Annotated in this window: 22 protein-coding genes, 9 tRNA genes, 2 rRNA genes and 1 pseudogene; 29 read left to right on the forward strand and 5 right to left on the reverse strand. The window is 40.4% G+C overall.

Annotation, left to right across the window (positions count from 1 at the left end; genetic code table 11):
• From SST111_RS08730 to SST111_RS08780, 11 genes are all read left to right on the forward strand, one after another.
• Nucleotides 1–107 (forward strand): 23S ribosomal RNA (locus SST111_RS08730); the annotation flags it as partial.
• A 192-nt stretch (nucleotides 108–299) separates the two neighbouring features.
• A 5S ribosomal RNA gene (gene rrf, locus SST111_RS08735) occupies nucleotides 300–415 on the forward strand.
• Between the two features lie 5 nt (nucleotides 416–420).
• Nucleotides 421–493: transfer RNA gene (locus tag SST111_RS08740), tRNA-Val, on the forward strand.
• Between the two features lie 2 nt (nucleotides 494–495).
• Nucleotides 496–568 (forward strand) — tRNA-Asp (locus tag SST111_RS08745).
• 65 nt (nucleotides 569–633) lie between these two features.
• Nucleotides 634–706: transfer RNA gene (locus SST111_RS08750), tRNA-Lys, on the forward strand.
• Between the two features lie 3 nt (nucleotides 707–709).
• Nucleotides 710–791, forward strand: a tRNA-Leu gene (locus SST111_RS08755).
• Between the two features lie 18 nt (nucleotides 792–809).
• Nucleotides 810–882: transfer RNA gene (locus tag SST111_RS08760), tRNA-Thr, on the forward strand.
• Nucleotides 883–894: 12 nt separating this feature from the next.
• Nucleotides 895–966 (forward strand) — tRNA-Gly (locus tag SST111_RS08765).
• Nucleotides 967–973: 7 nt separating this feature from the next.
• Nucleotides 974–1,057 (forward strand) — tRNA-Leu (locus tag SST111_RS08770).
• Between the two features lie 18 nt (nucleotides 1,058–1,075).
• A tRNA-Arg gene (locus SST111_RS08775) sits at nucleotides 1,076–1,149 on the forward strand.
• Between the two features lie 47 nt (nucleotides 1,150–1,196).
• A tRNA-Pro gene (locus SST111_RS08780) sits at nucleotides 1,197–1,270 on the forward strand.
• A 66-nt stretch (nucleotides 1,271–1,336) separates the two neighbouring features.
• Here the strand turns inward: SST111_RS08780 and SST111_RS12455 are convergent.
• Both SST111_RS12455 and rlmD read right to left on the reverse strand, forming a co-directional pair.
• Nucleotides 1,337–1,540 (reverse strand): annotated as a pseudogene (locus SST111_RS12455) (transposase); the annotation flags it as partial.
• A gap of 283 nt (nucleotides 1,541–1,823) precedes the next feature.
• Complete coding sequence (gene rlmD, locus SST111_RS08790; RefSeq protein ID WP_099810737.1) at nucleotides 1,824–3,176, reverse strand: 23S rRNA (uracil(1939)-C(5))-methyltransferase RlmD; 1,353 nt, start codon at nucleotides 3,174–3,176, stop codon at nucleotides 1,824–1,826.
• Nucleotides 3,177–3,213: 37 nt separating this feature from the next.
• On the opposite strand from rlmD, the gene recX reads away from it, so the two are divergent.
• From recX to SST111_RS08810, 4 genes are all read left to right on the forward strand, one after another.
• Nucleotides 3,214–3,990, forward strand: coding sequence for a recombination regulator RecX (gene recX / locus SST111_RS08795; protein WP_099810740.1), 777 nt, complete (start codon nucleotides 3,214–3,216; stop codon nucleotides 3,988–3,990).
• Between the two features lie 75 nt (nucleotides 3,991–4,065).
• Nucleotides 4,066–4,599, forward strand: coding sequence for a nucleoside tri-diphosphate phosphatase (gene ntdP, locus SST111_RS08800; protein ID WP_024375910.1), 534 nt, complete (start codon nucleotides 4,066–4,068; stop codon nucleotides 4,597–4,599).
• Between the two features lie 57 nt (nucleotides 4,600–4,656).
• Nucleotides 4,657–4,974 (forward strand): DUF960 domain-containing protein, encoded by a 318-nt coding sequence (locus SST111_RS08805; protein ID WP_002942715.1) that lies wholly within the window; start codon nucleotides 4,657–4,659, stop codon nucleotides 4,972–4,974.
• A 99-nt stretch (nucleotides 4,975–5,073) separates the two neighbouring features.
• Nucleotides 5,074–5,805: a GntR family transcriptional regulator gene (locus tag SST111_RS08810; protein WP_024377996.1), complete on the forward strand. Its 732-nt coding sequence runs from the start codon at nucleotides 5,074–5,076 to the stop codon at nucleotides 5,803–5,805.
• 139 nt (nucleotides 5,806–5,944) lie between these two features.
• On the opposite strand, the gene SST111_RS08815 is transcribed toward SST111_RS08810, so the two are convergent.
• A complete protein-coding gene (locus tag SST111_RS08815) occupies nucleotides 5,945–6,655 on the reverse strand; it encodes a GntR family transcriptional regulator (protein WP_024375912.1) in 711 nt (236 codons plus the stop codon).
• A 221-nt stretch (nucleotides 6,656–6,876) separates the two neighbouring features.
• Between SST111_RS08815 and SST111_RS08820 the strand changes: the two genes are divergently transcribed.
• From SST111_RS08820 to SST111_RS08850, 7 genes are all read left to right on the forward strand, one after another.
• Complete coding sequence (locus SST111_RS08820; protein ID WP_099810742.1) at nucleotides 6,877–8,649, forward strand: glycoside hydrolase family 35 protein; 1,773 nt, start codon at nucleotides 6,877–6,879, stop codon at nucleotides 8,647–8,649.
• A gap of 55 nt (nucleotides 8,650–8,704) precedes the next feature.
• A complete protein-coding gene (locus tag SST111_RS08825; protein WP_099810745.1) occupies nucleotides 8,705–9,190 on the forward strand; it encodes a PTS system mannose/fructose/N-acetylgalactosamine-transporter subunit IIB in 486 nt (161 codons plus the stop codon).
• 38 nt (nucleotides 9,191–9,228) lie between these two features.
• On the forward strand, nucleotides 9,229–10,125 hold the full coding sequence (locus tag SST111_RS08830; protein ID WP_024375914.1) for a PTS mannose/fructose/sorbose/N-acetylgalactosamine transporter subunit IIC: 897 nt from the start codon (nucleotides 9,229–9,231) through the stop codon (nucleotides 10,123–10,125).
• Nucleotides 10,112–10,930 (forward strand): PTS system mannose/fructose/sorbose family transporter subunit IID, encoded by an 819-nt coding sequence (locus tag SST111_RS08835; RefSeq protein ID WP_004195637.1) that lies wholly within the window; start codon nucleotides 10,112–10,114, stop codon nucleotides 10,928–10,930. Before SST111_RS08830 ends, SST111_RS08835 begins: the two co-directional genes overlap by 14 nt.
• A complete protein-coding gene (locus tag SST111_RS08840; protein WP_024379605.1) occupies nucleotides 10,930–11,325 on the forward strand; it encodes a PTS sugar transporter subunit IIA in 396 nt (131 codons plus the stop codon). The genes SST111_RS08835 and SST111_RS08840 overlap by 1 nt, the downstream gene beginning before the upstream one ends.
• A gap of 392 nt (nucleotides 11,326–11,717) precedes the next feature.
• Entirely contained in the window at nucleotides 11,718–13,421 is a 1,704-nt protein-coding gene (gene ilvD / locus SST111_RS08845) for a dihydroxy-acid dehydratase (RefSeq protein ID WP_099810748.1), read from the forward strand.
• A 106-nt stretch (nucleotides 13,422–13,527) separates the two neighbouring features.
• On the forward strand, nucleotides 13,528–14,532 hold the full coding sequence (locus SST111_RS08850) for an aldose epimerase family protein (protein WP_099810751.1): 1,005 nt from the start codon (nucleotides 13,528–13,530) through the stop codon (nucleotides 14,530–14,532).
• Between the two features lie 135 nt (nucleotides 14,533–14,667).
• Here the strand turns inward: SST111_RS08850 and SST111_RS08855 are convergent, their stop codons facing one another.
• Both SST111_RS08855 and SST111_RS08860 read right to left on the reverse strand, forming a co-directional pair.
• Entirely contained in the window at nucleotides 14,668–15,615 is a 948-nt protein-coding gene (locus SST111_RS08855; RefSeq protein ID WP_099810820.1) for an AEC family transporter, read from the reverse strand.
• A gap of 14 nt (nucleotides 15,616–15,629) precedes the next feature.
• Complete coding sequence (locus tag SST111_RS08860; protein ID WP_099810754.1) at nucleotides 15,630–17,249, reverse strand: malolactic enzyme; 1,620 nt, start codon at nucleotides 17,247–17,249, stop codon at nucleotides 15,630–15,632.
• A gap of 178 nt (nucleotides 17,250–17,427) precedes the next feature.
• Here SST111_RS08860 and SST111_RS08865 point away from each other — a divergent pair, with 178 nt between their 5' ends.
• From SST111_RS08865 to SST111_RS08895, 7 genes are all read left to right on the forward strand, one after another.
• Nucleotides 17,428–17,781 (forward strand): helix-turn-helix domain-containing protein, encoded by a 354-nt coding sequence (locus SST111_RS08865; RefSeq protein WP_099810757.1) that lies wholly within the window; start codon nucleotides 17,428–17,430, stop codon nucleotides 17,779–17,781.
• Nucleotides 17,782–17,967: 186 nt separating this feature from the next.
• Entirely contained in the window at nucleotides 17,968–18,693 is a 726-nt protein-coding gene (locus SST111_RS08870) for an alpha/beta fold hydrolase (RefSeq protein WP_099810759.1), read from the forward strand.
• A 28-nt stretch (nucleotides 18,694–18,721) separates the two neighbouring features.
• Nucleotides 18,722–21,211 carry a bifunctional lysylphosphatidylglycerol flippase/synthetase MprF gene (gene mprF / locus SST111_RS08875; protein WP_257211854.1) on the forward strand — a complete coding sequence of 830 codons (2,490 nt, stop codon included), beginning with the start codon at nucleotides 18,722–18,724 and terminating at the stop codon, nucleotides 21,209–21,211.
• A gap of 178 nt (nucleotides 21,212–21,389) precedes the next feature.
• Nucleotides 21,390–21,644 (forward strand): DUF1912 family protein, encoded by a 255-nt coding sequence (locus SST111_RS08880; RefSeq protein ID WP_002943432.1) that lies wholly within the window; start codon nucleotides 21,390–21,392, stop codon nucleotides 21,642–21,644.
• A 20-nt stretch (nucleotides 21,645–21,664) separates the two neighbouring features.
• On the forward strand, nucleotides 21,665–22,051 hold the full coding sequence (locus tag SST111_RS08885) for a helix-hairpin-helix domain-containing protein (RefSeq protein ID WP_099810764.1): 387 nt from the start codon (nucleotides 21,665–21,667) through the stop codon (nucleotides 22,049–22,051).
• 246 nt (nucleotides 22,052–22,297) lie between these two features.
• A complete protein-coding gene (locus tag SST111_RS08890) occupies nucleotides 22,298–22,687 on the forward strand; it encodes a VOC family protein (protein WP_099810766.1) in 390 nt (129 codons plus the stop codon).
• Nucleotides 22,684–23,259, forward strand: a complete 576-nt coding sequence (locus tag SST111_RS08895; protein ID WP_099810769.1) for a shikimate kinase — start codon at nucleotides 22,684–22,686, stop codon at nucleotides 23,257–23,259. The genes SST111_RS08890 and SST111_RS08895 overlap by 4 nt, the downstream gene beginning before the upstream one ends.
• The last annotated feature ends 51 nt before the right edge of the window (nucleotides 23,260–23,310 follow it).

Raw genomic sequence — 23,310 nt, forward strand, 5'->3', positions numbered from 1 at the left:
CTTTATGTTAGTAAGAGCCCTGAGAGATGATCAGGTAGATAGGTTGGAAGTGGAAGTGTGGCGACACATGTAGCTGACCAATACTAATCGCTCGAGGACTTATCCAAGAATAAGTAACGAAGGCGTTACAAATTCTGTATGAAAATAGGAAACTGACGCAGAGTCAATAGACTCTAGGAAGTTTATCTTTTTCACTAAGAATTTAGCCTGAGTACAATTACTCACGAGTCAATATTGACAAGCGAACGGTTTCTTGTTAGAATATAGATATTCAATTTTGAGTTGACAAGACTCAGTAGTTAAGTGACGATAGCCTAGGAGATACACCTGTACCCATGCCGAACACAGCAGTTAAGCCCTAGAACGCCTGAAGTAGTTGGGGGTTGCCCCCTGTTAGATACGGTAGTCGCTTAGCAATTTGGGAGTTTAGCTCAGCTGGGAGAGCATCTGCCTTACAAGCAGAGGGTCAGCGGTTCGATCCCGTTAACTCCCATAGGTCCCGTAGTGTAGCGGTTATCACGTCGCCCTGTCACGGCGAAGATCGCGGGTTCGATTCCCGTCGGGACCGTTCAAATAGTCTGGGAGACTATTTGAAGTTGGAGATAGAGCAAACGGAGTTTGCTTCATATTTTCGACTCGTTAGCTCAGTTGGTAGAGCAATTGACTTTTAATCAATGGGTCGCTGGTTCGAGCCCAGCACGAGTCATATGCGGGTTTGGCGGAATTGGCAGACGCACCAGATTTAGGATCTGGCGCTTTCGGGCGTGGGGGTTCAAGTCCCTTAACCCGCATAGGAGAAATATAATTTAGCCGGCTTAGCTCAGTTGGTAGAGCATCTGATTTGTAATCAGAGGGTCGCGTGTTCAAGTCATGTAGCCGGCATTAGGAAAGATTGCGAACGTAGTTCAGTGGTAGAACACCACCTTGCCAAGGTGGGGGTCGCGGGTTCGAATCCCGTCGTTCGCTTTGAGAGGCCGGGGTGGCGGAACTGGCAGACGCACAGGACTTAAAATCCTGCGATGGCAACATCGTACCGGTTCGATTCCGGTCCTCGGCATGAAGATTATAATAGTTAGCACCCTTAGCTCAACTGGATAGAGTACCTGACTACGAATCAGGCGGTTAGAGGTTCGACTCCTCTAGGGTGCATCACTCGCTTAATGGAGACGTTAGGGGAGCTTTATTTTTAATAGTATCGGGAAGTAGCTCAGCTTGGTAGAGTACTTGGTTTGGGACCAAGGTGTCGCAGGTTCGAATCCTGTCTTCCCGATTATTGTAAGAGAGCAGCAATGTTCTTTTTTTGGCTCTTTGTCAACTGTAGTGGGTAGATGAAAAGCTAACACCTAGAGAGGACGAAATTCGTTCTCTCTTTTTTGTTTTTAGGAGATGAGCTGAAAAGAGCTCTCCTCAGCTTTTCACTGTTCAAAGCATCAAAATCCGTTTTTCTAGTTTTTATCTTCCTGAAACCAAAGGCATTTCTTTTAATGACTTTGATGAGATTGTTAGTTGTTTCTGATTTGGCGTTGGAAATTGTGAGTTTTGTTGTTTTTCATACTCAATAAAAATCAAAAATAGCAAGTCTAATTTACTTATAACATGTGAAACCTTAATTTATGAGTTTGAGTTGAGGATTGTGGATTTCAAGTAGCTGTTTTCTTCTCAAAAAATAACAAAATCAAAACGCTCCATATCTACTTTGAGTGGTAGGTGGCTATTTTTGATTTTAAATGAGTATCAGTGTAGGTCGTAGGGGACTTTTTTCTACACTCAAAAAGGCTCTATATGACCATAGTGGGTTTACCCGTCATAGTCTTATAGGCCTTTTATTTTTTGCTTAGTTTAACAACCGCCTCTGTCCGTGCTGTGTGGGGAAACATGTCGACAGATTGAATGTATTCTACCTTGTAGGCTTTGCTTAGCTCAACAAGGTCCCTTGCAAGAGTGGAGACGTTGCAGGATACATAAACCATTTTAGCTGGTTTGTAATCCAAAATGGTTTTGAGGAGCTTTTCGTCGAGTCCAGTTCGTGGAGGATCAACTACCAAGGCATCGGCCCTGTAGCCTTCTTGGTACCACTTTGGAATGATTTCTTCTGCTTTACCTGCCTCATAGTGGGTATTGGATAGTCCCATTCGCTTAGCGTTTGCTTTAGCATCCTCGATGGCTTCTGGAATAATGTCCATACCTCGAACAGATTTGACCTTTTTAGCAAAGGCGAAGCCGATTGTGCCCACGCCACAGTAGGCATCAATCAAGTCTTCATCTCCTGAAATATCCAAAGCCTTGACGGCCTCGCCATAGAGAATTTCTGTTTGTTGGGGATTTAATTGGTAAAATGCCCGTGGAGATAGTGAGAATTCGTAATCTAAAACAGCTTCATCGATAGCTTGTTCTCCCCATAAAATTTCTGTTTTTTCACCATAAATATCACTCGTTTTCTGCCTATTCCAGTTTAGAGCAATAGTGATTATACTTGGAAATTGACTGGTGAGTTCATCAATTAATTTAATAAGATTAACCTGACAAGAGGTGACAAAGATCACTTGAACTTGACCTGTTTTTCGAGCCTTGCGGACCATAACCGTGCGGATTCCATGTTGCTTGCGCTCATTGTAAATAGGAATATGGTGCTTGGTGAGTAGTTTTGCGATTCCGTTGATAATCTCTTGTGTTTCGGCATCTTGGACGTAACAATTCGTAATTCCAATCAAGCGATGGGAATTTTCTGCATAGAGACCGGCTTTGACTTGATCTTTGAAAGATCGAGTCTGGAACTGTAATTTGGCACGATAGTGGCTAGGCTTATCCATACCGATTGTTGGATAAATAGTGTAGTTTTCGTAGCCAGCTGGTTTGAACTTTTTTAGGGCCTGCTGCAAGAGATCTTGTTTGAAGTCTAATTGTTTATCATAGCGGAGATGCATGATTTGACAACCACCACAGGCTTGATAGATGTCACAGGCAGGCTTGACTCGGAATTTTGATTCCTTGTTGATTTTTAACAATTTTGCTTCAACGAAATTTCGTTTGACTGAGGTAATTTGACAAAAAATTTCTTCCCCCTTAAGGGCACCAGGGACAAAGACTAGCGTTTTTTGATAAAATCCGATGCCTTCTCCGTTGATGCCCATTCGTTTGATTTTTAAGGGGATTCGTTGGTTTACTTGTAGATTCATATTATTATTTTACCGAAAAATCCTGTATAATGAAAGAATGAGAATTACAAAAATTGAAAAGAAGAAACATCTTTATTTACTTGAAGTGGATGGTCAGGATAGTTTGTATATTACGGAAGACACAATTGTTCGCTTCATGCTTAGTAAGGGAAAGGAAATCACGGAGCAGGAGTTTCGTGAGCTTCGCGATTTTGCTCAGTTTTCTTATGGGAAAAATCTAGCACTTTATTACCTTTCCTTCAAGCAACGTACCCAAAAAGAAGTTAGTGATTATCTAAAAAAATATGAAATTGAAGAAAACAATATTGTCAAGATTGTGACGGTATTAGAAGAGGAAAAATGGCTGGACGATGGGAATTATGTTGATAGCTATGTTCGTCAGAATGCTCTAAATGGAGATAAGGGACCAGCTATGATTCGTCAAAAATTGATGATGAAGGGAATTTCGAAATCAATAATTGAAGATGGACTGGCTGGGATTGATTTTTCAGACCTGGCAATAAGGGTTGTAGAAAAATTATGTCGAAAGTACCAAGCTAAATTGCCCCTTCGAGCCTTACAGGATAAGCTGGTTCAGGGCTTGATAACAAAGGGATTTTCCTATGAGCTTGCCAAACAAAGCCTGGGTCAGTTGGAACTTGTGGCTGATGAGGAAAATGAAGATGCCTTAATTGCCAAGGAACTGGATAAGCAGTATAGAAAATATAGTCGTAAATATGAAGGCTACGAATTGAAGCAAAGGTTGATACAGGCTTTGGCACGAAAGGGTTATGACTTTGATCGGATTCAGGCTGTCCTTCGTGATTATCTGTGAAAAAATTTAGCCTAGGTTAGAAAAATATGATATAATAGTCAAGATAAATTGTAATTGTAGAAAGTTGGTAACAAAGTGAAATTACCAAAGGAAGGCGACTTTATTACAATTCAAAGTTATAAGCATGACGGTGAAATTCATCGCACTTGGCGTGACACCATGGTATTAAAAACAACGGAAAATGCTATTATTGGAGTCAATAATCATACCTTAGTGACTGAAAATGATGGTAGGCGTTGGGTAACAAGAGAACCTGCAATCGTTTATTTTCATAAAAAATACTGGTTCAATATCATAGCAATGATTCGTGAAAACGGAGTTTCCTATTATTGTAACCTTGCTAGTCCATATGTTCTCGACAATGAGGCACTCAAATACATTGATTATGACCTAGATGTTAAGGTCTTTGCTGATGGTGAAAAGAGATTGCTGGATGTGGATGAATATAAGCGTCATCGTAAGGCGATGAAGTATTCGGATGATATTGATTTTATTTTGAAGGAAAATGTCAAGATACTGGTTGATTGGATTAATAACCAGCGCGGACCATTCTCTCCAGCCTACGTTAATATCTGGTACAAACGCTATTTAGAACTGAGAAGTAGATAAAGTTAGAAAAGAAAATCCTGTTTTACAGGCTTTTTTCTTATTGTAAAGGAGGGGCTTATGGCCTTTGAACAAACAAATGGGCGCTATGCAAGTTTTGGAGTTGTGACCTCGCTTCCTGGGGAAGTGATTGATAGTTTCTGGTATGTTATTGATCACTACTTAAAAGGGGTTATTCCTTTGAAAAATGTAATCCGTTTTTCTATCAAAAATCGTCGTGGTAAGATTACGCTGGTCTTTTCGCAGGAAGGTTATAAAAATGTACTGGCTGTAGATCTAAGTAGTCGTTTTGATCCTTTTTATCCCTCAACAATCTTGGTAATGGACAAGCAGGGAAAAGAGACCATTACTTTGCCAGATGAGGTGACCTTGCTTTAGCTTGAAGAGTTGGTATTTCATCACCTTAGATATTGTTAATATATGAAATTTGGTGTAAAATAGATTTGTAAGCTTATGTGGGTTAGAAAGGAGGAGTCTATGGTTAGTCAAACTGTTGAAAAACCTCTCTATTTGCAGTTGGTTGATAAATTGGAAGTTGCAATTCGTGAGAGGATGGCTCCGAATGACAAGTTATTTTCAGAGCGTGAGTTGACACAGGTTTATGGTGTCAGTCGTATTACAGTTCGTTTGGCTTTGCAAGAATTGGAAAAACGTGGCTTAGTCTATAAGAAGCATGGTAAGGGAACCTATGTATCTGAGATTTCAGATACTGCAGTTGATTTGTCTCAGGCCTATAGTTTTACTGAGCAAATGAAAAAAATTGGGAAAGTACCGAGGACATCTATTTTATCCTTTAAATTGGTTAAGGCGTCAGACTATATTGTGCAGCATTTACAACTTAGTCAGGGTGAGGAAGTGTTTGAAGTTGAACGTTTGAGACTTGCAGATGAGGTTCCGATGATGTTGGAAAGGACATATGTTCCTGCCTCGCTATTTCCTGCCTTAACAGCCATCAGGATGAGGGAAAAACCACTCTATGAAATCTTTCTTGAGGATTATGGTCAGACAATTCGACTAGCAGAAGAAGAGTTCTATGCAAGTATTGCTTTGGATAATGAAGCTAAGATACTCGGAATTCCAAGCAATAGTCCAGTGCTTCATTTGGTAAGAAAAACGTATAATGATAAAAATAGAATTATCGAGTTTACGTTTAGTATTGCTAGAGCAGACCAGTTTCGTTACAAGATTAGCCATCAACGGGGATATTAGAATTAATACTCTTCGAAAATCAAAATTATTCGTTGTCAAGAGCCTTGATGAAATCCAGTTCTATCTTCGGTTTCGTTTCCTAGGCTACTGTTGATTGTTATTGGGTATGAAAAAAACGCGGACGTTAGTCTGCGTTTTTTTAGCGATGATTGGCTGTAATTTCAAATTTGTAATACTTCCAGTGTTTGTAAGTTTCAGTATATTCCATCACTTCACCGCTAGTACTGTTAGTAGTTGTTTTGTTTTGTAGTACAGCTGGTTCAGTCGCTTTTAATTTCAAATGGCTGGCAACCTCTTTTGGACATGGGCTGACAATTTCATTCGTTTCTACAAATGGTTCCTCGGACATGTGGATATTGTAGTCCAGTTTGAAGCGTTGATAGATTGATTGATAGTGCTCGAGTGGAGCATCGGGATTCTGGATATATCGTTGAGGGATATATGAATTGTGGAAGATGTATGGAGTGTCTTCTGCTGCGCGGACGCGTACAATTTTATAGTAAAACTCATTCTTGTCAAGATTTAGTTTTTCAAGGATATCGGGTTTATTGCCTTTTTCGCACGAGAGAACAGTAACCTTATCCTTATCCATCGGAAAAATCTCAATATCAGAAAATTCTACAAGCCGTCCTTTGCGTGAACGGGATACAAAGGTCCCTTTACCTTGTTGCCGAACGAGGTAGCCGTCTTTAACTAGTTCGTTTACTGCACGAATAACGGTGATAGAGCTAACGTTAAATAGTTTTGTTAATTCAGATTCTGTGTAAAATTTGTCGCCATTTTCAAATTTACCAGAAATGATTTGCTGACGTAAGTCATTTTGTACAAGCTGGTACTTAGGTACTTTCATACTTATTTCCTTCCTTTCCGTAACTCATTATACTAAATTAATTGATGGAAATCAAAAAAAATAGCTGAAATCCATAAAAAAATAGATGTAATCCCTTTCTGACTGATGAAATAGATGTGTTTGCAAAAAAAAAGTAAAAATTTTTTAAAAAGTACTGGACATAACCACAAATAAGTGTTAGTATATTAATAGAAAGGTAAGCGGTTGCATCGGAGGAAGAAATGAAAGAATTTTATATTGGAGACCAATTTTATTTAGACGGTGAACCCTTTAAGATTTTATCAGGCGCGATTCATTATTTTCGTGTCCATCCTGATGATTGGTACCATTCTTTGTATAACTTAAAGGCCCTTGGTTTTAATACGGTTGAAACCTATGTCCCTTGGAATATGCATGAACCTCGAAAGGGTGAGTTTTGTTACGAGGGTATATTGGATATTGAGCGATTTTTGAAATTGGCTCAAGAATTAGGGCTTTATGCAATTGTACGTCCTTCCCCTTATATTTGTGCGGAGTGGGAATGGGGTGGCCTCCCTGCTTGGTTGATGAAGGAAGAGCTTAGAGTACGTTCGAGTGATTCGGTGTACTTGCAGCACTTAGATGAATATTACGCTTCTCTTATTCCTAAATTGGCCAAGCTCCAACTCGCACAGGGTGGAAATGTACTTATGTTCCAAGTGGAAAATGAGTATGGCTCTTATGGTGAGGAGAAGGAGTATCTAAGATCGGTGGCTAGCTTGATGCGTAAACATGGTCTAACTGCTCCCTTGTTTACCTCGGACGGTTCTTGGCGAGCAACATTACGTGCAGGAACACTGATAGAGGACGATGTATTTGTAACAGGAAACTTTGGTTCTAAAGCTAGAGAGAATTTTGCAAATATGACGGCATTCTTTAATGAACATCAGAAGAATTGGCCACTCATGTGTATGGAATTTTGGGATGGTTGGTTCAATCGTTGGGGCGATGAAATTATTCGTAGAGAGCCGGAGGAAATGGTTGATTCGGCTATGGAATGTATCGAATTAGGCTCCTTGAATCTGTACATGTTCCATGGTGGAACAAATTTTGGTTTCATGAATGGTTGCTCTGCTCGTGGTCAAATTGATTTGCCTCAGGTAACTTCTTATGATTATGATGCTATATTGGATGAAGCTGGAAATCCTACTAAGAAGTTTTATATTTTGCAACAACGTTTGAAAGAAGTCTATCCTGAATTAGAGTATGCAGAACCGCTTGTAAAAGAGGCAAAAGCTTTTTCAGATGTGTTGCTTCATGATAAGGTGAGTTTATTTGCTACTCTAGAAAATGTAAGCGATTGCGTAAAAGGGTTTTATCCTAAGAATATGGAAGAACTTGATCAGTCAACAGGTTATATTTTATATAGAACAGAGTTGGAGCGGGATAAGACAGAAGCGGAACGTTTCCGAGTGGTTGATGCGCGTGACCGTATCCAAATTTATGCAGATGGAAAATTCGTTGCAACTCAGTATCAGACAGAGATTGGTGACGATGTTGAATTGGATTTTAAAGATGACAAGCTAACATTAGATATTTTGGTAGAAAATATGGGACGTGTCAATTATGGGCACAAACTAACTGCTCCTACCCAGTCTAAAGGGCTTGGTCGAGGTGCGATGGCTGATTTACATTTTATTGGTCATTGGGAAACCTATCCTTTGCATCTTGAGTCAGTTGAGGACTTGGATTTTAGTAAGGGCTGGGAGGAAGGTCAAGCTGCTTTCTATCGTTATCAGTTTGAACTAGATGAACTTGCGGATACTTACTTAGACATGACAGGTTTTGGTAAGGGAGTTGTTTTCGTTAATAATGTAAATATCGGACGTTTCTGGGAAAAAGGACCAATCCTCTATCTCTATATTCCAAAAGGATACTTAAAGAAAGGAGAAAATGAAATCGTCGTCTTCGAGACGGAAGGAAAATATAGAGAGAAGATTAGTTTTTCACAGGAACCCGTTTATAAAGAGGTGTAGGTGTTCTGCAGAGAACATCTAACAGAAAGATTTATGAAGAAAAGGAGAACACTGTATGGCAATTATTGCTACGCGTATTGATGGTCGTTTGATTCACGGTCAGGTTGCTAACCTTTGGACTACTAAATTAAATATTAGTCGTATCATGGTTATTGACGATGCGGTTGCTCAAAACGACATTGAGAAACAAGGTTTGAAATTGGCTTGCCCACCGGGGGTAAAATTATCTATTTTGCCAATCGAAAAAGCAGCCAATAACATCAAGGAAGGCAAATATGATGCGCAACGTCTCTTGATTGTTGCTCGTCGTCCAGAAAACTTCCTTCGCTTGGTAGAATATGGTGTCGACATTCCTGAATTAAACGTAGGAAATATGTCACAATCACCAGAAACTCGCTCTGTGACTCGTTCTATAAATGTTGTAGATAAAGATATTGCTGATTTTGATGCCTTGGCAGCCAAGGGAGTGAAATTATTTGCTCAAATGGTGCCAGGGGATACACCAAAAGACTTTATGCCTTTGTTGGCTAAAGTTAGATAAACTTTGGATTTTTTGAAAAATTTTAAAGGAGGATCACTATTATGCAATGGTGGCAAATATTACTTCTAACGCTCTACTCTGCTTACCAGATTTGTGATGAGCTGACCATCGTATCGTCAGCTGGATCACCAGTTTTTGCAGGGTTCATCTCTGGTTTAATCATGGGCGACATGGCAACAGGTTTGGCAATCGGTGCTAGCTTGCAGCTCATGGTACTTGGTGTAGGTACTTTCGGTGGTGCATCTCGTATCGACGCAACCTCTGGTGCGGTATTGGCAACTGCCTTCTCTGTATCACAAGGTATTGACCCTGAACTTGCGGTATCTACTATCGCGGTTCCAGTAGCAGCACTTCTTGTTTATACAGATATTGCTGGTCGTTTCTCAACTACTTTCTTTGCACACCGTGTAGATGCTGCGATTGAACGCTTTGACTACGCTGGTATCGAACGCAACTACTTGCTTGGTGCAATTCCTTGGGCACTTTCTCGTGCACTTCCAGTTTTCCTTGCTCTTGCTTTTGGTGGTGGGTTTGTAGATGCAATGGTTAAAACTATTGAACAATACCAATGGATTGCCAATGGTTTGACGCTTGCAGCTCGTATGCTTCCAGGTCTTGGATTTGCAATCTTGCTCCACTACCTTCCATTGAAACGTAACCTTCACTACTTGGCGGTAGGTTTCGCCCTTACAGCTATGTTGACTGTTCTTTACGGTAACGTATCAGCTTTGGGTGGTGCAGTTGCTGGTATCGTTGGCACTCTTCCTGAAGATGCAGGCGTAGCTTTTGTTAACAACTTCAAAGGCTTGTCAATGATCGGTATCGCTATTGTGGGTGCATTCCTTTCAGTGCTTCACTTCAAAAATAGCCAAAAAGTAACTGTGGTTGCTCCATCAAATTCAGAAAGTGGGGAAATTGAAGATGACGAAATCTAATTACAAATTAACAAAAGAAGATTTTAATCAAATCAACAAACGTAGTTTATTCACTTTCCAACTTGGTTGGAACTACGAGCGGATGCAAGCGTCTGGTTACCTCTACATGATTTTGCCACAATTGCGTAAAATGTATGGAGATGGTACTCCTGAGTTGAAGGAAATGATGAAACTACATACCCAGTTCTTCAATACTTCACCATTCTTCCATACCATCATCACAGGTATTGACTTGGCTTTGGAAGAAAGCGACGGTGTAGCTTCTAAAGACGCGGTTAACGGTATTAAGACTGGTTTGATGGGTCCATTTGCCCCAATCGGTGACTCTATCTTTGGTTCTCTTGTTCCAGCGATTATGGGTACTGTGGCAGCGACTATGGGTAAGGAAGGTTCTCCGGTAGGTATTTTCCTTTGGGTAGCCGTGGCTGTTGCATATGATATTTTCCGCTGGAAACAGTTGGAAGTTGCCTACAAAGAGGGGACTAAACTCATCACAACTATGCGTGATAAGTTGACAGCTCTTGTAGATGCTGCGTCTGTAATGGGTGTCTTCATGATGGGTGCCTTGATTGCAACTATGATTAACTTTGAAGTGACTTGGGCTCCACATGTAGGTGAGAAAGTGATTGACATTCAAGACTTGCTCAACACAATCTTCCCTCGCCTTGTTCCAGCTGTCTTTACAGGATTTGTCTTCTGGCTTCTTGGTCGTCGTGGCATGACTTCTACTAAAGCTATCTTGATTATCATCGCACTTGCAGTTGGACTTTCTGCAATCGGTCACTTCGTATTTGGTATGGCATAATGACTAGAAGTTTAGTATTAGTAAGTCATGGTATCTTCTGTGAAGAGTTGAAGAAATCTACTGAGATGATTATGGGGCCTCAAGAGGACATCTATACAGTAGCTCTTTTACCAGAAGAAGGTCCAGAAGACTTCCAGAAAAAATTTGAAGAAACAATTGCTAATCTAGATGACTTCGTTGTCTTCGCAGATTTGTTAGGCGGTACACCAGCCAATGTCGTATCACGAAAATTGATTGAAGGTGGGCAGTTTGACCTTTATGCAGGGATGAACATGCCAATGGTTATCGGATTCTTGAACGGCGTCCTGCTGGGAGAAGCTGTGGATTATGTAGAATTTGGGACAAGCAACCTAGTTCATGTCAATAGTCTATTAACAAGTGATGAAGATGAGTGAAAAACTCCAGTGGAGTTTTTCAGCCCGAGCTTAGAAATAAGAGAGCGAGGCTAACTCAGCCGATTGTTACAGACGGATTTGATTTTCGTTAATTATAAAATGTTCTATAGTTGATAGGCTTTAAGTATCCTGAGACTGGGGAAACCCGGTCTCTTTTTGTATGGAGTATCATTTGTCATATTTCTTGTTACATTGCTCTATCCTATCATGTTGTGAAACTCCTTCCTACCATTTTTAGTCTATGGAGAGGAATAATAAAATGCCAGTGAATGAATCCATTCACATAAAGATCAAAAACAAAAATGACCAAATTTTCTGAAAATTTATTGACATTCACTTTTAAAGTGGTAACATGTAATGTGAGGAATCATTTTAAATACAAGGAGAATCCAATGAGAAGTGATATGATAAAAATCGGGATTGACAAGGCTCCAGCGCGTGGCTTATTATACGCGACAGGACAAGTGAAGTCTGCAAAGGATTTTCAAAAACCCTTTATTGCGATTTGCAATTCCTACATCGACATTGTACCTGGACATGTTCATTTGAGAGAGTTGGCGGATGTGGCAAAAGAAGCGATAAGGGAAGCTGGTGGGATTCCGTTTGAGTTTAACACCATTGGGGTTGATGACGGTATTGCCATGGGACACATTGGAATGAGATACAGTTTACCTTCAAGGGAATTGATAGCAGATGCGGCTGAAACAGTCATCAATGCGCATTGGTTTGATGGAGTTTTTTATATCCCAAACTGCGATAAGATCACTCCTGGAATGATTTTAGCAGCTATGCGAACCAATGTTCCAGCAGTGTTCTGTTCTGGAGGACCTATGAAGGGTGGTGTCGATATGACAGGGCATCATGCCAGCCTTTCTAGTCTATTTGAGGCAGTTGGTAGCTACCAAGCTGGGGAAATGTCAGAACAGGAGTTTGAATTTCTAGAAAAAAATGCTTGTCCAACTTGCGGTTCTTGTTCGGGAATGTTTACAGCCAATTCAATGAATTGTTTGATGGAGGTATTGGGACTTGCATTGCCAGGGAATGGTACAATTCTTGCAGTGTCGGATGAACGACGAGAACTTGTTCGTCAAGCGGCCAAATATTTAATGGAAAATGTTAAAAAGAATATTAAACCTAGAGACATTGTAACGAAAGAAGCAATAGATGATGCGTTTGCTTTGGATATGGCAATGGGAGGGTCAACGAATACAGTATTACACACGCTAGCCATTGCCAGAGAAGCTGGGATTTCCTATGATTTGAAAGATATTAATGAAATCGCTGAAAAAACACCTTATCTTTCTAAATTATCTCCGTCATCAGCTTACACTATGCATGATGTACATGAGGCGGGAGGGGTTTCAGCGATTATCAATCAATTGATTAAGAATGGTTCTATCAAAGGGGATCGCATAACTGTAACAGGTAGAACTTTGAAAGAGAATGTTTCAGGTTGTGAGATTAAGAATGAAGAGGTTATTCATCCATTAGATCATCCATACTCACCAGTTGGTGGCTTATCCATTCTTTATGGGAATATTGCCCAAGATGGTTCCGTTATTAAGGTAGGTGGGGTAGATCCTTCTGTAAAAACATTTAAAGGTGAGGCTCTTTGCTTTGACTCTCAAGATGAAGCGCTTGAGGCAATTGATAATGGTACAGTTCAGAAAGGTCATGTTGTCGTGATTCGTTACGAGGGGCCACAAGGCGGACCTGGAATGCCAGAAATGTTAGCTCCTACTTCAAAAATTGTCGGTCGAGGTTTGGGGAAAGATGTTGCACTTATAACGGATGGTCGTTTCTCTGGTGCAACTAGAGGGATTGCGATTGGTCACGTCTCTCCAGAGGCAGCTGCTGGTGGAAATATTGCTTTGATTGAGGATGGAGATGAGATTGCGATTGATTTGATCAATCGTACGATAGCTGTTCTTGTGGATGATGAAGTACTTGCTGAACGTCGTCGTCACTTAAAATCATTCAAGCCTAAAATAGCAAGTGGTTGGCTGCGTCGTTATACACGTTTTGCTTCTTCGGCCAACTTTGGTGGCTCGATGATGACCGATGAGGAGTTTGCAGAACGCCAAGCAGAGCGCTAGAATAATTAGTATAAAATGAAAAAGGAATTCTTGTAGATTCCTTTTCATTATGGTCTATTAATGATATACTATTCATATATTAAATCAATAAAAAATAGGAGTTCGTATGATTGAACAAAGTCAGTTTGGAAAAGGGGAAGCCCTTCATTTCTTCCTTTCGAATGCTAATGGTATGAAGGTTGGTTTGACAAATTTTGGAGCTCGTATCGTTGAAGTTCTTCTTCCTGTTGAGGAAGATGGAGAGTTTCGGAATGTTAGCCTTTCTGCTTCAACAGATGAGGAGTATAGACGAACAGATTTGTATCCTGGTTCAAGCATTGTCCCAGTAGCGGGGCGTATTTCAGGTGCTCAGGCTGAGATAAAGGGAACCAGATATCAGTTCACAGAAAATGAGCCAGGTCGTACCTTGCATGGTGGAGTTGACACGGCAAATGAGCAATACTGGGAGACAAGTGTAGATCAGGAGAATAATCAAGTTACCTTTGGTATTACCTTAAAGGATGGTTTTAATGGTTTTCCAGGCGATGTGATGGTCAAGGCAATTTATCGTCTGACAGATGCCAATGAGCTCATGGTTGAGTACCGGGCTGTTTCGGAGCGGGATACGATTTTCAATCCGACCAACCATATCTATTTCAACTTGACTGGTGATTTTCAACGGTCAGTTGCCGAGCACCGTATTAAAATTGCTGCCAATCACTATGCTCCGCTTGGGGAGGATAACCTGCCCACGGGTGTCTTAGAAGATGTGACAGGGACGCCGTTTGATTTTAGAGAGGGAGCAAAATTTGCTCAAGGATTTGATAGTGATTTTGTCCAGAATGTTTTGGTCAAGGGGTATGACCATCCGTGGCTATTGGATGAGGTAGATGTGCCTGTGCGCGTGGTCAGTCCAGATGGGAAAGTCGAACTCAGTGTCCGCACCAATCAACCTTCTGTCGTCATTTATACCTACAATTATCCTGTGGAGGAATTGGCTACTTTTCACGGGGCATTCAGTCTGGAATGTCAGGCTTTGCCAAATGCTTGCAACCAAGACGGGTTTGGTTCGATTTTATTGGAAAAAGGACAGGATTTCCTATCACAAACGATTTACCAGTTTAGATGGTAATGGTAAACCCCAGCCTAGGTTGGGGTTTCATTTTCTTAGGTAGACGATAAGTAGTATAAAAAGAGTTTGTACTGGTAAAGTGTACAAACTCTTTCTATATAAAACGGAAGTAAATCGCTGCTTATCGTCAATATCCTATCCTAGCAGGCTAACTACAATTGGAATGACGACTACAAAGAGGATGGTGGAAGTTGTGACTACATTTGTCGCATACTGTACGTCACCTTTACCTTCATTGGCCAAAATGGGTAAGACAGCCAGTCCAGGAACTGCAGCCTGTACCATGAAAGTATTGTATTCAATACGAGGCAACTGACTTCCCCACAAGGCTAAAATGAGATACATTAAAATAGGGGATAGGAGGAAACGTCCTATGAGCGCTAGTACTGTGTCTCTATCGAAGCGAATAGAGGATAGACCTGCTTTCGATAGGACGATACCGATATAAATAAGAGAAAGTGGGGTTACAATATTACCAATATAGCTGAGAGTACTGTCTACAAAGGTAGGGACAGGAATCTTAAAGAACAAAAAGAACAAGGAGATGAGAAAGCCAACAAGAGGAGCAGGCAGTAACTTTCTCCAATTGAAGTTTCCTTTTTGTTTATCCTCGGGATTTTTAGCATCTTGTGCGATTAATAAGGCACCAAATGCCCAAGTAGAAATGGTATTGGTAATATAATACACTAAGAAATAGGAAATCGAGTTGTCGCCAAAGAGGGCGATATTCAAAGGAAGTCCGATAAATATGGTATTGGCATTGGCAAACATATTGAGCAGGACTCCCCGTCGTCCTGCAGGAACCTTAAAAATCTTGATGACAAGGTATCCAGCCAGATAGGCTAGAATAACTCCGCCAAATGTGAAGAGTAGACCTGGGGCTACTTCTATCAGCTTATCCAAGGTCAGATATTTTAAAACAGAGATAAAGATAGATGCCGGAAGTGCTACGTTCATGACGAGACGAGAAATATTTGCTCCAAATTCCTTACCGAACCACTCCTTTTCATTGAGATAGAAGCCAAGGGCTATGATAAAGATAATAGGGAAAATATTTTCAATTGAAGTGAGAATCTGTACCATTTTTACCCTCTGGCTTAATATTTTGGATACCATTTAAGATTTTGTACAGCTTCTTCCATATCTCCTTCGACTTGCGCTAAACCTTGTTCTTGAGCTTTTTTGGCAACAGCGTTTGCCACGTTGATAGAGAATTCAGTCAAGCGAGAAACAGGAGGAAGCACTGGAGCTCCGGGCTTGCCATTATCCACCAAACCACTGAGTGAGCGTGCTGCAGCGCCAATCATTTGGTCGGTCAATAGTTTTGCCTTAGAAGCCATGACGCCAAGACCAAGACCTGGATAGATTAAGGCGTTATTGGCTTGACCAATTTGATAGGTGACTCCATTGTAGTTGATGTCATTTGACGGGATACCGGTTGCCACAAAGGCCTTTCCGTCTGACCACTTAATTAAGTCCTCAGCAGTTGCCTCGGCCAGCTTAGTCGGATTGCTGAGAGGGAAAATAATAGGATGCTCGGTAAACTTACACATGTCCTCAACAATTTCTTGAGTAAAGGTATTTGGTTGTGTTGAAGTACCTACTAAGATAGTTGGTTTGACAGTCTTGACGACGGCAGTGAGGTTTGTGAGTTCCTCACTATTTTCAAATTCAGAGCGTTTGCGAGCAAATGGTCGTTGCTCCGGAGTCAAATCATCCATGTCATCGAATAACAGACCTTGTTTATCAACCATATAGAAACGGTCGTAGGCCTCTTCTTCTGATAAACCTTCGTTGATCATTTCAAGGAGGACACGGTGGGCAATGCCAGCACCGGCAGTACCTCCACCAAAGCAGAGGTAACGTTGATCAGTTAATGATTCACCAGAAATATCAAGTGCTCCGTAGATACCTGCTAAGGTAATAATTCCTGTACCTTGAATATCGTCGTTAAATGTAGGGATTTTGTCTTTGTATTTATTTAAGATATTTGCTGCATTACCGCGACCGAAATCTTCCCAATGCAGGTAGAGGTCAGGGAAGAGCTCCAAAGCAGTTTCAACAAATTGATCAATAAAGCTATAGTAGGCCTCTCCACGAATGCGCTCATGTCGATTGCCAAGATAGAATGGCTGTTCCAAAAGCTCAGGGCGATTGGTACCAGCATCAATGACAACTGGAAGAACACTAGTAGGATCGATTCCTGCAGCAGCAGTATAAATCATCAATTTGCCGATGGCAATGTCAACCCCTTGTGTGCCCCAATCGCCAATACCTAGAATTCCTTCTGCGTCAGTGACAACAATCAGACGGACTTTACGGTCTCCTGCAGCATTTTTTAAACTATCTCGAATATCCTCAGGATGTTCAACAGACAAAAAGGCTGCATATTGAGGGTCTACAAAGAGATCACTGTATTGTTCGATGGACTCAGCAATGACAGGGTCATAAACCACTGGATTGAATTCTACAATGTGTTGGTTGAAAAGGTAGTAGAAAAGTGTTCGATTGGTATTGAAAATTTCCATCAAGAAATGTCTTTTCTCGATATTAGAATCTTTTCGTTGGTAGTGTGCATAAGCCTGTGCAGCTTGTTCTTCAATAGTTTGTACATGAGGAGGTAATAGCCCGACTAGTCCAAGCTCCTTACGTTCTTCAAGAGAAAATGCGGTTCCTTTATTCAAAAAAGGGTCGTTTAAAATATGATGTCCGTTCATAGAGTCCTCCAAATCAATAAGTTGTAGTCACTGAGTGACTGGCGAAAGTTTACAATCTAAGTCAATATGTATTAGCTCGATTTACTCTCTATTATAGCATGGAATGGTATCGAAAACAATACTAAGTATCATTCAAGAGGTTACTCTGTATCATAAAAAACAGTATGATATAGGTACTATGACAGAAACAAATTATCTCCAAAAATACGTTGCTAAAAAAGTCAAATATCACAGGACCCAACAAGGATTGAGCCAAGAAAAATTGTCTGAGAAAGCTGGTTTGGGACTCAAGTATGTCAATAATATTGAAAATAAAAATTATAATCTCAGATTGCAGACTTTGGAAAAAGTGATTGAGGCTTTAGGGATGACCCCAGAGGAGTTTTTTAATTTCTCTAGCCTGGAGGGTAAAACTGAGCCAGATACAAAATTGAGTATCCGACGATTGACAATGAAGCTAAAACAATTGCCGAAGGAAAAGCAGGAATCCTTTTTAATGGTTTTTGAAACGATTTTGGATAATTTGGATTAAATAGAATAGATAGTATAAAAGGAATTGAATTCTATATGAAGAGGATTCAATTTTTTTTGTTCCTTATTAGGAAATAGATGGTATCAGATAAGCAAAATTGACAAATGGGGGAAATCTTTATAAAATAAGAAAAAAGTATCTAAAACAATACTTTGTACTATATAAAATCAAAAGAGGGAGGGTACAATGGACAGTTCCTTTACAACATCTGATGGTGCTAGGATACACTATAGACTATGTGGTTCGGGGTTTCCCATCGTTTTTTTACATGGTAACAATCTGTCGATGGATTATTTTTTGAATCAATTGGAGTTGGCAGAACATTATCAATTGCTGCTCATTGACAGTAGGGAACAGGGGCAGTCTACTCAAGGTCGAAAGCCTATTTCTTTCCGTCAGATGGCAGAAGATTTAGAAGATCTTCTTCAGTACTTAAAGATTGATTCTTGTATCATTGTTGGTCATAGTGATGGCGCCAACCTGGCCCTGCTGTACAGTTATCTTTACCCAGATCGTATCAAAGGGATAGTTGCAAATGGTGGGAATATTTCTTTTGACGGTCTTTCTTTTCTAACGCAAATTGGGGTTTGGCTGGAGGAAAAAATGTATTCGCTGTTGGCTCACTTAATTCCGTCTTTAGAGCGCAGAGCGCGTGTTGCTCAACTACTTTTGCAGGATGTTCTTTCTTTTAGTGCTCTTGCTCAGATTTCTTGTCCGTGTTTAATTCTTTTGGGGCAGTGGGACCTGATTAAGCTTTCTCATAGCCAAGAAATAGTAAAGAATTTGCCATTGGCTGAGATAAAAATTATCAGGAGAACGGGTCATAATCCAGCAAGACGTAAAATCCAAGAGTTTAATCACATCATCATTCAATTTGTAGAAAGCGTGAGGAAAAAAGGTGAAAAAGGTTAGTCTATTCTTACAGCGAAATGCTACAAAAATGAAGTCAATATTCTTCATTGCAGTTTCGCTACTAGTATTTGTTGAATTGAGGAGATTGGTACGCACCATTTCATGGTCTAGTGTGATTTCTAGTCTTAGTCAGATTAGTTGGTTTCATATTTTTCTGATGGTTATTATTGGACTCTTAGCTATTCTTCCCATGGTAGGCTATGACTTTATCTTCAATCGGACAATCAATAGTCAGCATTCAAAACGATATATTGCTGAAACCAGTTGGGCAATTAACACCATGAACAACCTAGTAGGTTTTTTAGGGATTGTGGATGTAGGCTTGCGGTATTCGTTCTATATTGAAGACGGAAAAGAGTTGGATGGGGTTCAGCAAATCAGCAAAGTTACTCCCTATTTTATGACAGGTTTGTCTCTGTTGTCAGGTCTTTCCTTGATGTTACTGTATTTTTGGCCAAACCCTAGTTCAGCTTCTCGTTATTGGCCAATTTTAGTAGCGATTGTGGCTTACTTACCGGTTATTTTATTGATTTCCAGTCAAAAGAAATGGGCGTTTTTTGGTCAATTACCTAAAAGAACTGCAGGGCAACTCATTTTCATTTCTTTTTTGGAGTGGTCTGCCTTCTTTCTTTCATTTCTGTTTGTCGGTCGGTTGGCTGGTTATTCCGTACCAATTGTTGATCTCTTTCCGATTTTTATCATTGCTCACTGTGTGGGAATGATTTCAATGATTCCGGGTGGAATCGGAAGCTTTGATTTAGTGTTGATTTCTGGTCTTGCCAGTGCTGGTTTGCATTCTACAGACGCAGTTGTCTGGTTGTTGCTGTTCCGACTGGTCTATTATATTCTGCCGTTTCTGATTGGTATTTTTATTTTTTCCAAACAGATGGGTCATCGTCTCAACCAACGCTTCTTTGGACTTCCAGAGAAGATAGCGTCTAATATTGTGCATATCGCTGAGATTTGGTCTTTCCGTGCTTTTGGTGTTTTCTTCATATTGTCAGCACTTATTCCAGAAAAGACGACTGTTCTCATCTGGCTCAACGCGATTGATCCGATGAGGGGCAAACTAATCTGGCAATTGCCAAGTATTATTCTAGGTTTGCTATTCATTATCCTCGCTCGGTTTATTCAAAGGAGAATTCATTCCGCTCTTTCATTTGGTATCTTGCTCATCGCGATAAGTCTGATTTATGTCAATTCCTTGGATATTTTAGTTGAGACTTCCTTATTTCTTTGTTTACTGTTACTTATCCTTATCGCCCTTCGGAAGCGATTAACGCGATTGTACTTTAGTTATACGTGGGAAGATTTAACAGTAGATATTAGTTTTGCTAGCTTTTCGTTTCTAATCTTTTTGATACTGGGAGGTCATTCTTTCTGGAAAATCTATCCGATTCATCATCTTAATCCACTAGATCATACACTGCAATTATTGGGAGTTACCTTTTTATGTGTTCTATTGGTTTATTTAATCATTCGTCTGATTCTTAGATGTTTCAGGGGGAGACCAGTTGTATTTGGTCAAGCCTTTGAAGTGGAGCGATTTACGAAATTTTTAAAGACTTACGGCGGAGATTCAGATAGTGGTCTGGCCTTTCTGCGAGACAAGAGATTATTTTGGTATCAGGTAGAGGGACAAGATAAAGTTGCTTTTCAGTTTGCTCAATTAGATGGGAAATGTGTCGTCATGGGGGAACCTATTGGGGATAAAAACCACTTTCCACAAGCTATAGAATATTTTCTCAGAGAGGCTGAAGAGCAGAATGTAGATGTTATTTTCTATGAAATAAAACAAGAGACAACCTTGCTTTTGCATGATCATGGATATGATTTTTTGAAGTTTGGAGAAAGTGCGACAATCCCTTTGGCTGAATTTGGTACAGAGGGAAAATCGGGTAAAAAATTCAGGACTAGCTTGAATAAATTGGAAAATCATGGCTACCATTTTGACGTGATTTATCCTCCATATTCGGAAGAAACATTGGACCGTCTGGAGTATATTTCCAATCAATGGCTTGGTAATCGCCAAGAAAAAGGTTTCTCACTAGGATTTTTTGATAGAGACTACTTACAGTTAGCGCCGATTGCTTTGGTAAGAGGAAAGGATGATAAAGTCCTTGCATTTGCTACTATTATGCCGTCCTTTCAAGAAAAGGTTGGAACGATTGATCTGATGCGCTATGATAGCGATACAGCTCCAAATGGGGTAATGGAATACTTGTTTATCAAGATAGCACTCTATTTCAAAGAAGAGGGTAAAGATTATTTTGATATTGGTATGGCCCCTTTGTCGAATGTAGGAACTCGTGACCATTCATTTTGGCAAGAAAAAGTGGGGTACCTCATTTATCAGTTTACGAGTCGCTTTTATTCCTTTAGTGGCTTAAGGAAATATAAAGAAAAGTTTAGACCGGACTGGGAAGCGAAATATATTTCCTATCCACGGTCGACATGGTTAGTTTATGCTATGCTGGTGCTGTTACAGATTGATAATAGGAAGGTAAAGCCGAAGTAGGCTGAGAATGAAATAGTATAGTAGTAAGCCAACTCAATAGATTTTGGCTTCCTGTCACAAATGATTTACAGTTCAGATGGTAGGGAATTGGCTCTAACTCAGGAGTTAGGGCTTTTCTTTTGCCAAAAATGTGATATAATAAGTCAGTATGCTTATTCAAGCACAAAAGAGGAATCCTATGACAAAAGAACAAGAATTTTTAAAAGAATTTGAGGCCTGGGTCAACACTCAGGTCATGGTAAACGAGATGGCGGTTGAAGAAAGTCGTCGTGTCTTGGAAGAAGACAAGGATGAGCGGGCAGCGGATGCCTATATTCGCTATGAGAGCAAGCTGGATGCCTATCGATTCATTCAAGGGAAATTTGCCAACTACCATGCTGGCAAAGGTTTTCATGATTTACCAGATGAGTTGTTTGGTCAAAGGCATTATTAATCAGACGGGAGAGATGAAAAATGGGAAAAAAGAAAGTAAATCGTAAAAAAGTTTTGAAAAAACAATTAGCAGACTTGAAACGTGCAGGTCGTGTAGGTCTTGAAAGAGCTGCAGAGGTAGTAGAGACAGTTGCTCACAAGGCTGAGACTGTAGTAGAGCATGCTGTGGAACAAGTGAAAGAAGTTGCAGCAGAAGTGACTTCTTCAGCGACTTCATTGGAAGACTTTTTGGCACTTCCTGAGTTGGAAGGCATTGCGGCAGCACGTTTGGAAACCTTCTACCAAGCAGGTATTCAATCTGTGGCTGATTTTGCAAACTACACAGAAAAAGAGCTCTTGGCCCTTAAAGGTATTGGGCCAGCTACCATCAAGCAGTTGACGGAAAAAGGGATTGACTTGAAAGCTTAAATCCCTTGCTTTTCAAGGTACAATTTGTTACAATAAAGCCATTCAGAGGTGTTTTGAGCCCCATTTGTCACAGGAAGCGGTGGTACTGAGAAATCCGCACAAATGTCAAAACTGGTTGCTGATGATGTGAATCGAATAAACAAAGTGCAGATATTTATAATCTATCTGAACAAGGGTGGTACCGCGGAATAACTTCGTCCCTGTCTAGCAAGTCTAGGCAGGGATTTTCATTTGGAAAGGAGAAATATGCTACATCATGTTGAAATCTATGTTTCAAACCTTGAAACCTCGCGTGCATTTTACGATTTTTTCCTGACCAAGCTAGGCTACTCGCTCTATCAGGAGTGGGAGGAAGGGCTATCTTATAAAAAAGCAGAGCAATACCTGGTCTTTGTCCAAACGCCACAGGATTTCCTAGAGGCAGGCTATCACCGTTGCCGAACAGGTCTCAATCATTTAGCCTTTCATGCGGGAACACCAGATGACATTGACCAATGGCGGAAGGAATTGTTGACCAGACGAGTCAAAGTCCTCTACGATGACCGCTATCCCCACGCAGGAGGATCAGATCACTATGCCCTCTATTTAGAAAATCCAGATGGGATAAAGATAGAGTTGGTGGGGGAGGCAAGATGAATCTAATTATTATTGGAGCACAAGCTTCTGGCAAGATGACCGTTGGGCAGGAAGTTGCGAAATTGACAGTGATGACCCTCTTTCATAATCACGATTCGATTGATTTTAGCCTACGTTTTATTCCTGAATTTTCTGAGGATATGTTTGACCTCAATACACGTATAACATTTGCTGTTTATGATGTGTTTGCTAGGTCAGGCCGCCCACTAATCGGAACTGCCTTGATTAATTTTAAAAATCTCATAGAGGTTCAATTCCTTACAACTGTTCAGACGATTTTTCATCATCATGGTCAGGAAATTTTATTTGTTGAGTTGGAAACTGCTTTGGAAGAACGTCTGCGGCGTAATCGGACAGAAAATCGACTGACCCATAAACCTTTGAAACGACACATTGAAGTTTCGGAGGCTGAGATTCTTTCTACAGCTGCTACATGTCAATATACCTCATTAGGCATTCCAGAGGGCATTCAGCATTATCTCAAAATTAATAATACTCATCTTTCTGCCAATGACGTAGCTCAACTGATTATCCAAAAAATGGAGGAGCTTGAGCAAGAACAAACGAAATAGCCAGCCCAAGGGACTGACTATTTCTAGGAGATTATATGAAAAAGAATTGGG

This window comes from Streptococcus suis YS161 (genome assembly GCF_002760245.1).
In the GTDB taxonomy this organism is placed as follows: Bacteria; Bacillota; Bacilli; order Lactobacillales; family Streptococcaceae; genus Streptococcus; species Streptococcus suis_I.

Bases quoted from the DNA above. Each gene is read 5' to 3' on its own strand.
- SST111_RS08805 (WP_002942715.1), top strand. From the start codon at position 4,657: ATGGCCTTTGAACAAACAAATGGGCGCTATGCAAGTTTTGGAGTTGTG.
- SST111_RS08855 (WP_099810820.1), bottom strand. From the start codon at position 15,615: ATGGTACAGATTCTCACTTCAATTGAAAATATTTTCCCTATTATCTTT.
- SST111_RS08860 (WP_099810754.1), bottom strand. From the start codon at position 17,249: ATGAACGGACATCATATTTTAAACGACCCTTTTTTGAATAAAGGAACC.
- SST111_RS08820 (WP_099810742.1), top strand. From the start codon at position 6,877: ATGAAAGAATTTTATATTGGAGACCAATTTTATTTAGACGGTGAACCC.
- SST111_RS08840 (WP_024379605.1), top strand. From the start codon at position 10,930: ATGACTAGAAGTTTAGTATTAGTAAGTCATGGTATCTTCTGTGAAGAG.
- mprF (WP_257211854.1), top strand. From the start codon at position 18,722: ATGAAGTCAATATTCTTCATTGCAGTTTCGCTACTAGTATTTGTTGAA.
- SST111_RS08880 (WP_002943432.1), top strand. From the start codon at position 21,390: ATGACAAAAGAACAAGAATTTTTAAAAGAATTTGAGGCCTGGGTCAAC.
- SST111_RS08850 (WP_099810751.1), top strand. From the start codon at position 13,528: ATGATTGAACAAAGTCAGTTTGGAAAAGGGGAAGCCCTTCATTTCTTC.
- SST111_RS08865 (WP_099810757.1), top strand. From the start codon at position 17,428: ATGACAGAAACAAATTATCTCCAAAAATACGTTGCTAAAAAAGTCAAA.
- SST111_RS08890 (WP_099810766.1), top strand. From the start codon at position 22,298: ATGCTACATCATGTTGAAATCTATGTTTCAAACCTTGAAACCTCGCGT.
- SST111_RS08870 (WP_099810759.1), top strand. From the start codon at position 17,968: ATGGACAGTTCCTTTACAACATCTGATGGTGCTAGGATACACTATAGA.
- SST111_RS08895 (WP_099810769.1), top strand. From the start codon at position 22,684: ATGAATCTAATTATTATTGGAGCACAAGCTTCTGGCAAGATGACCGTT.
- SST111_RS08825 (WP_099810745.1), top strand. From the start codon at position 8,705: ATGGCAATTATTGCTACGCGTATTGATGGTCGTTTGATTCACGGTCAG.
- recX (WP_099810740.1), top strand. From the start codon at position 3,214: ATGAGAATTACAAAAATTGAAAAGAAGAAACATCTTTATTTACTTGAA.
- rlmD (WP_099810737.1), bottom strand. From the start codon at position 3,176: ATGAATCTACAAGTAAACCAACGAATCCCCTTAAAAATCAAACGAATG.
- SST111_RS08885 (WP_099810764.1), top strand. From the start codon at position 21,665: ATGGGAAAAAAGAAAGTAAATCGTAAAAAAGTTTTGAAAAAACAATTA.
- SST111_RS08835 (WP_004195637.1), top strand. From the start codon at position 10,112: ATGACGAAATCTAATTACAAATTAACAAAAGAAGATTTTAATCAAATC.
- ilvD (WP_099810748.1), top strand. From the start codon at position 11,718: ATGAGAAGTGATATGATAAAAATCGGGATTGACAAGGCTCCAGCGCGT.
- SST111_RS08810 (WP_024377996.1), top strand. From the start codon at position 5,074: ATGGTTAGTCAAACTGTTGAAAAACCTCTCTATTTGCAGTTGGTTGAT.
- SST111_RS08815 (WP_024375912.1), bottom strand. From the start codon at position 6,655: ATGAAAGTACCTAAGTACCAGCTTGTACAAAATGACTTACGTCAGCAA.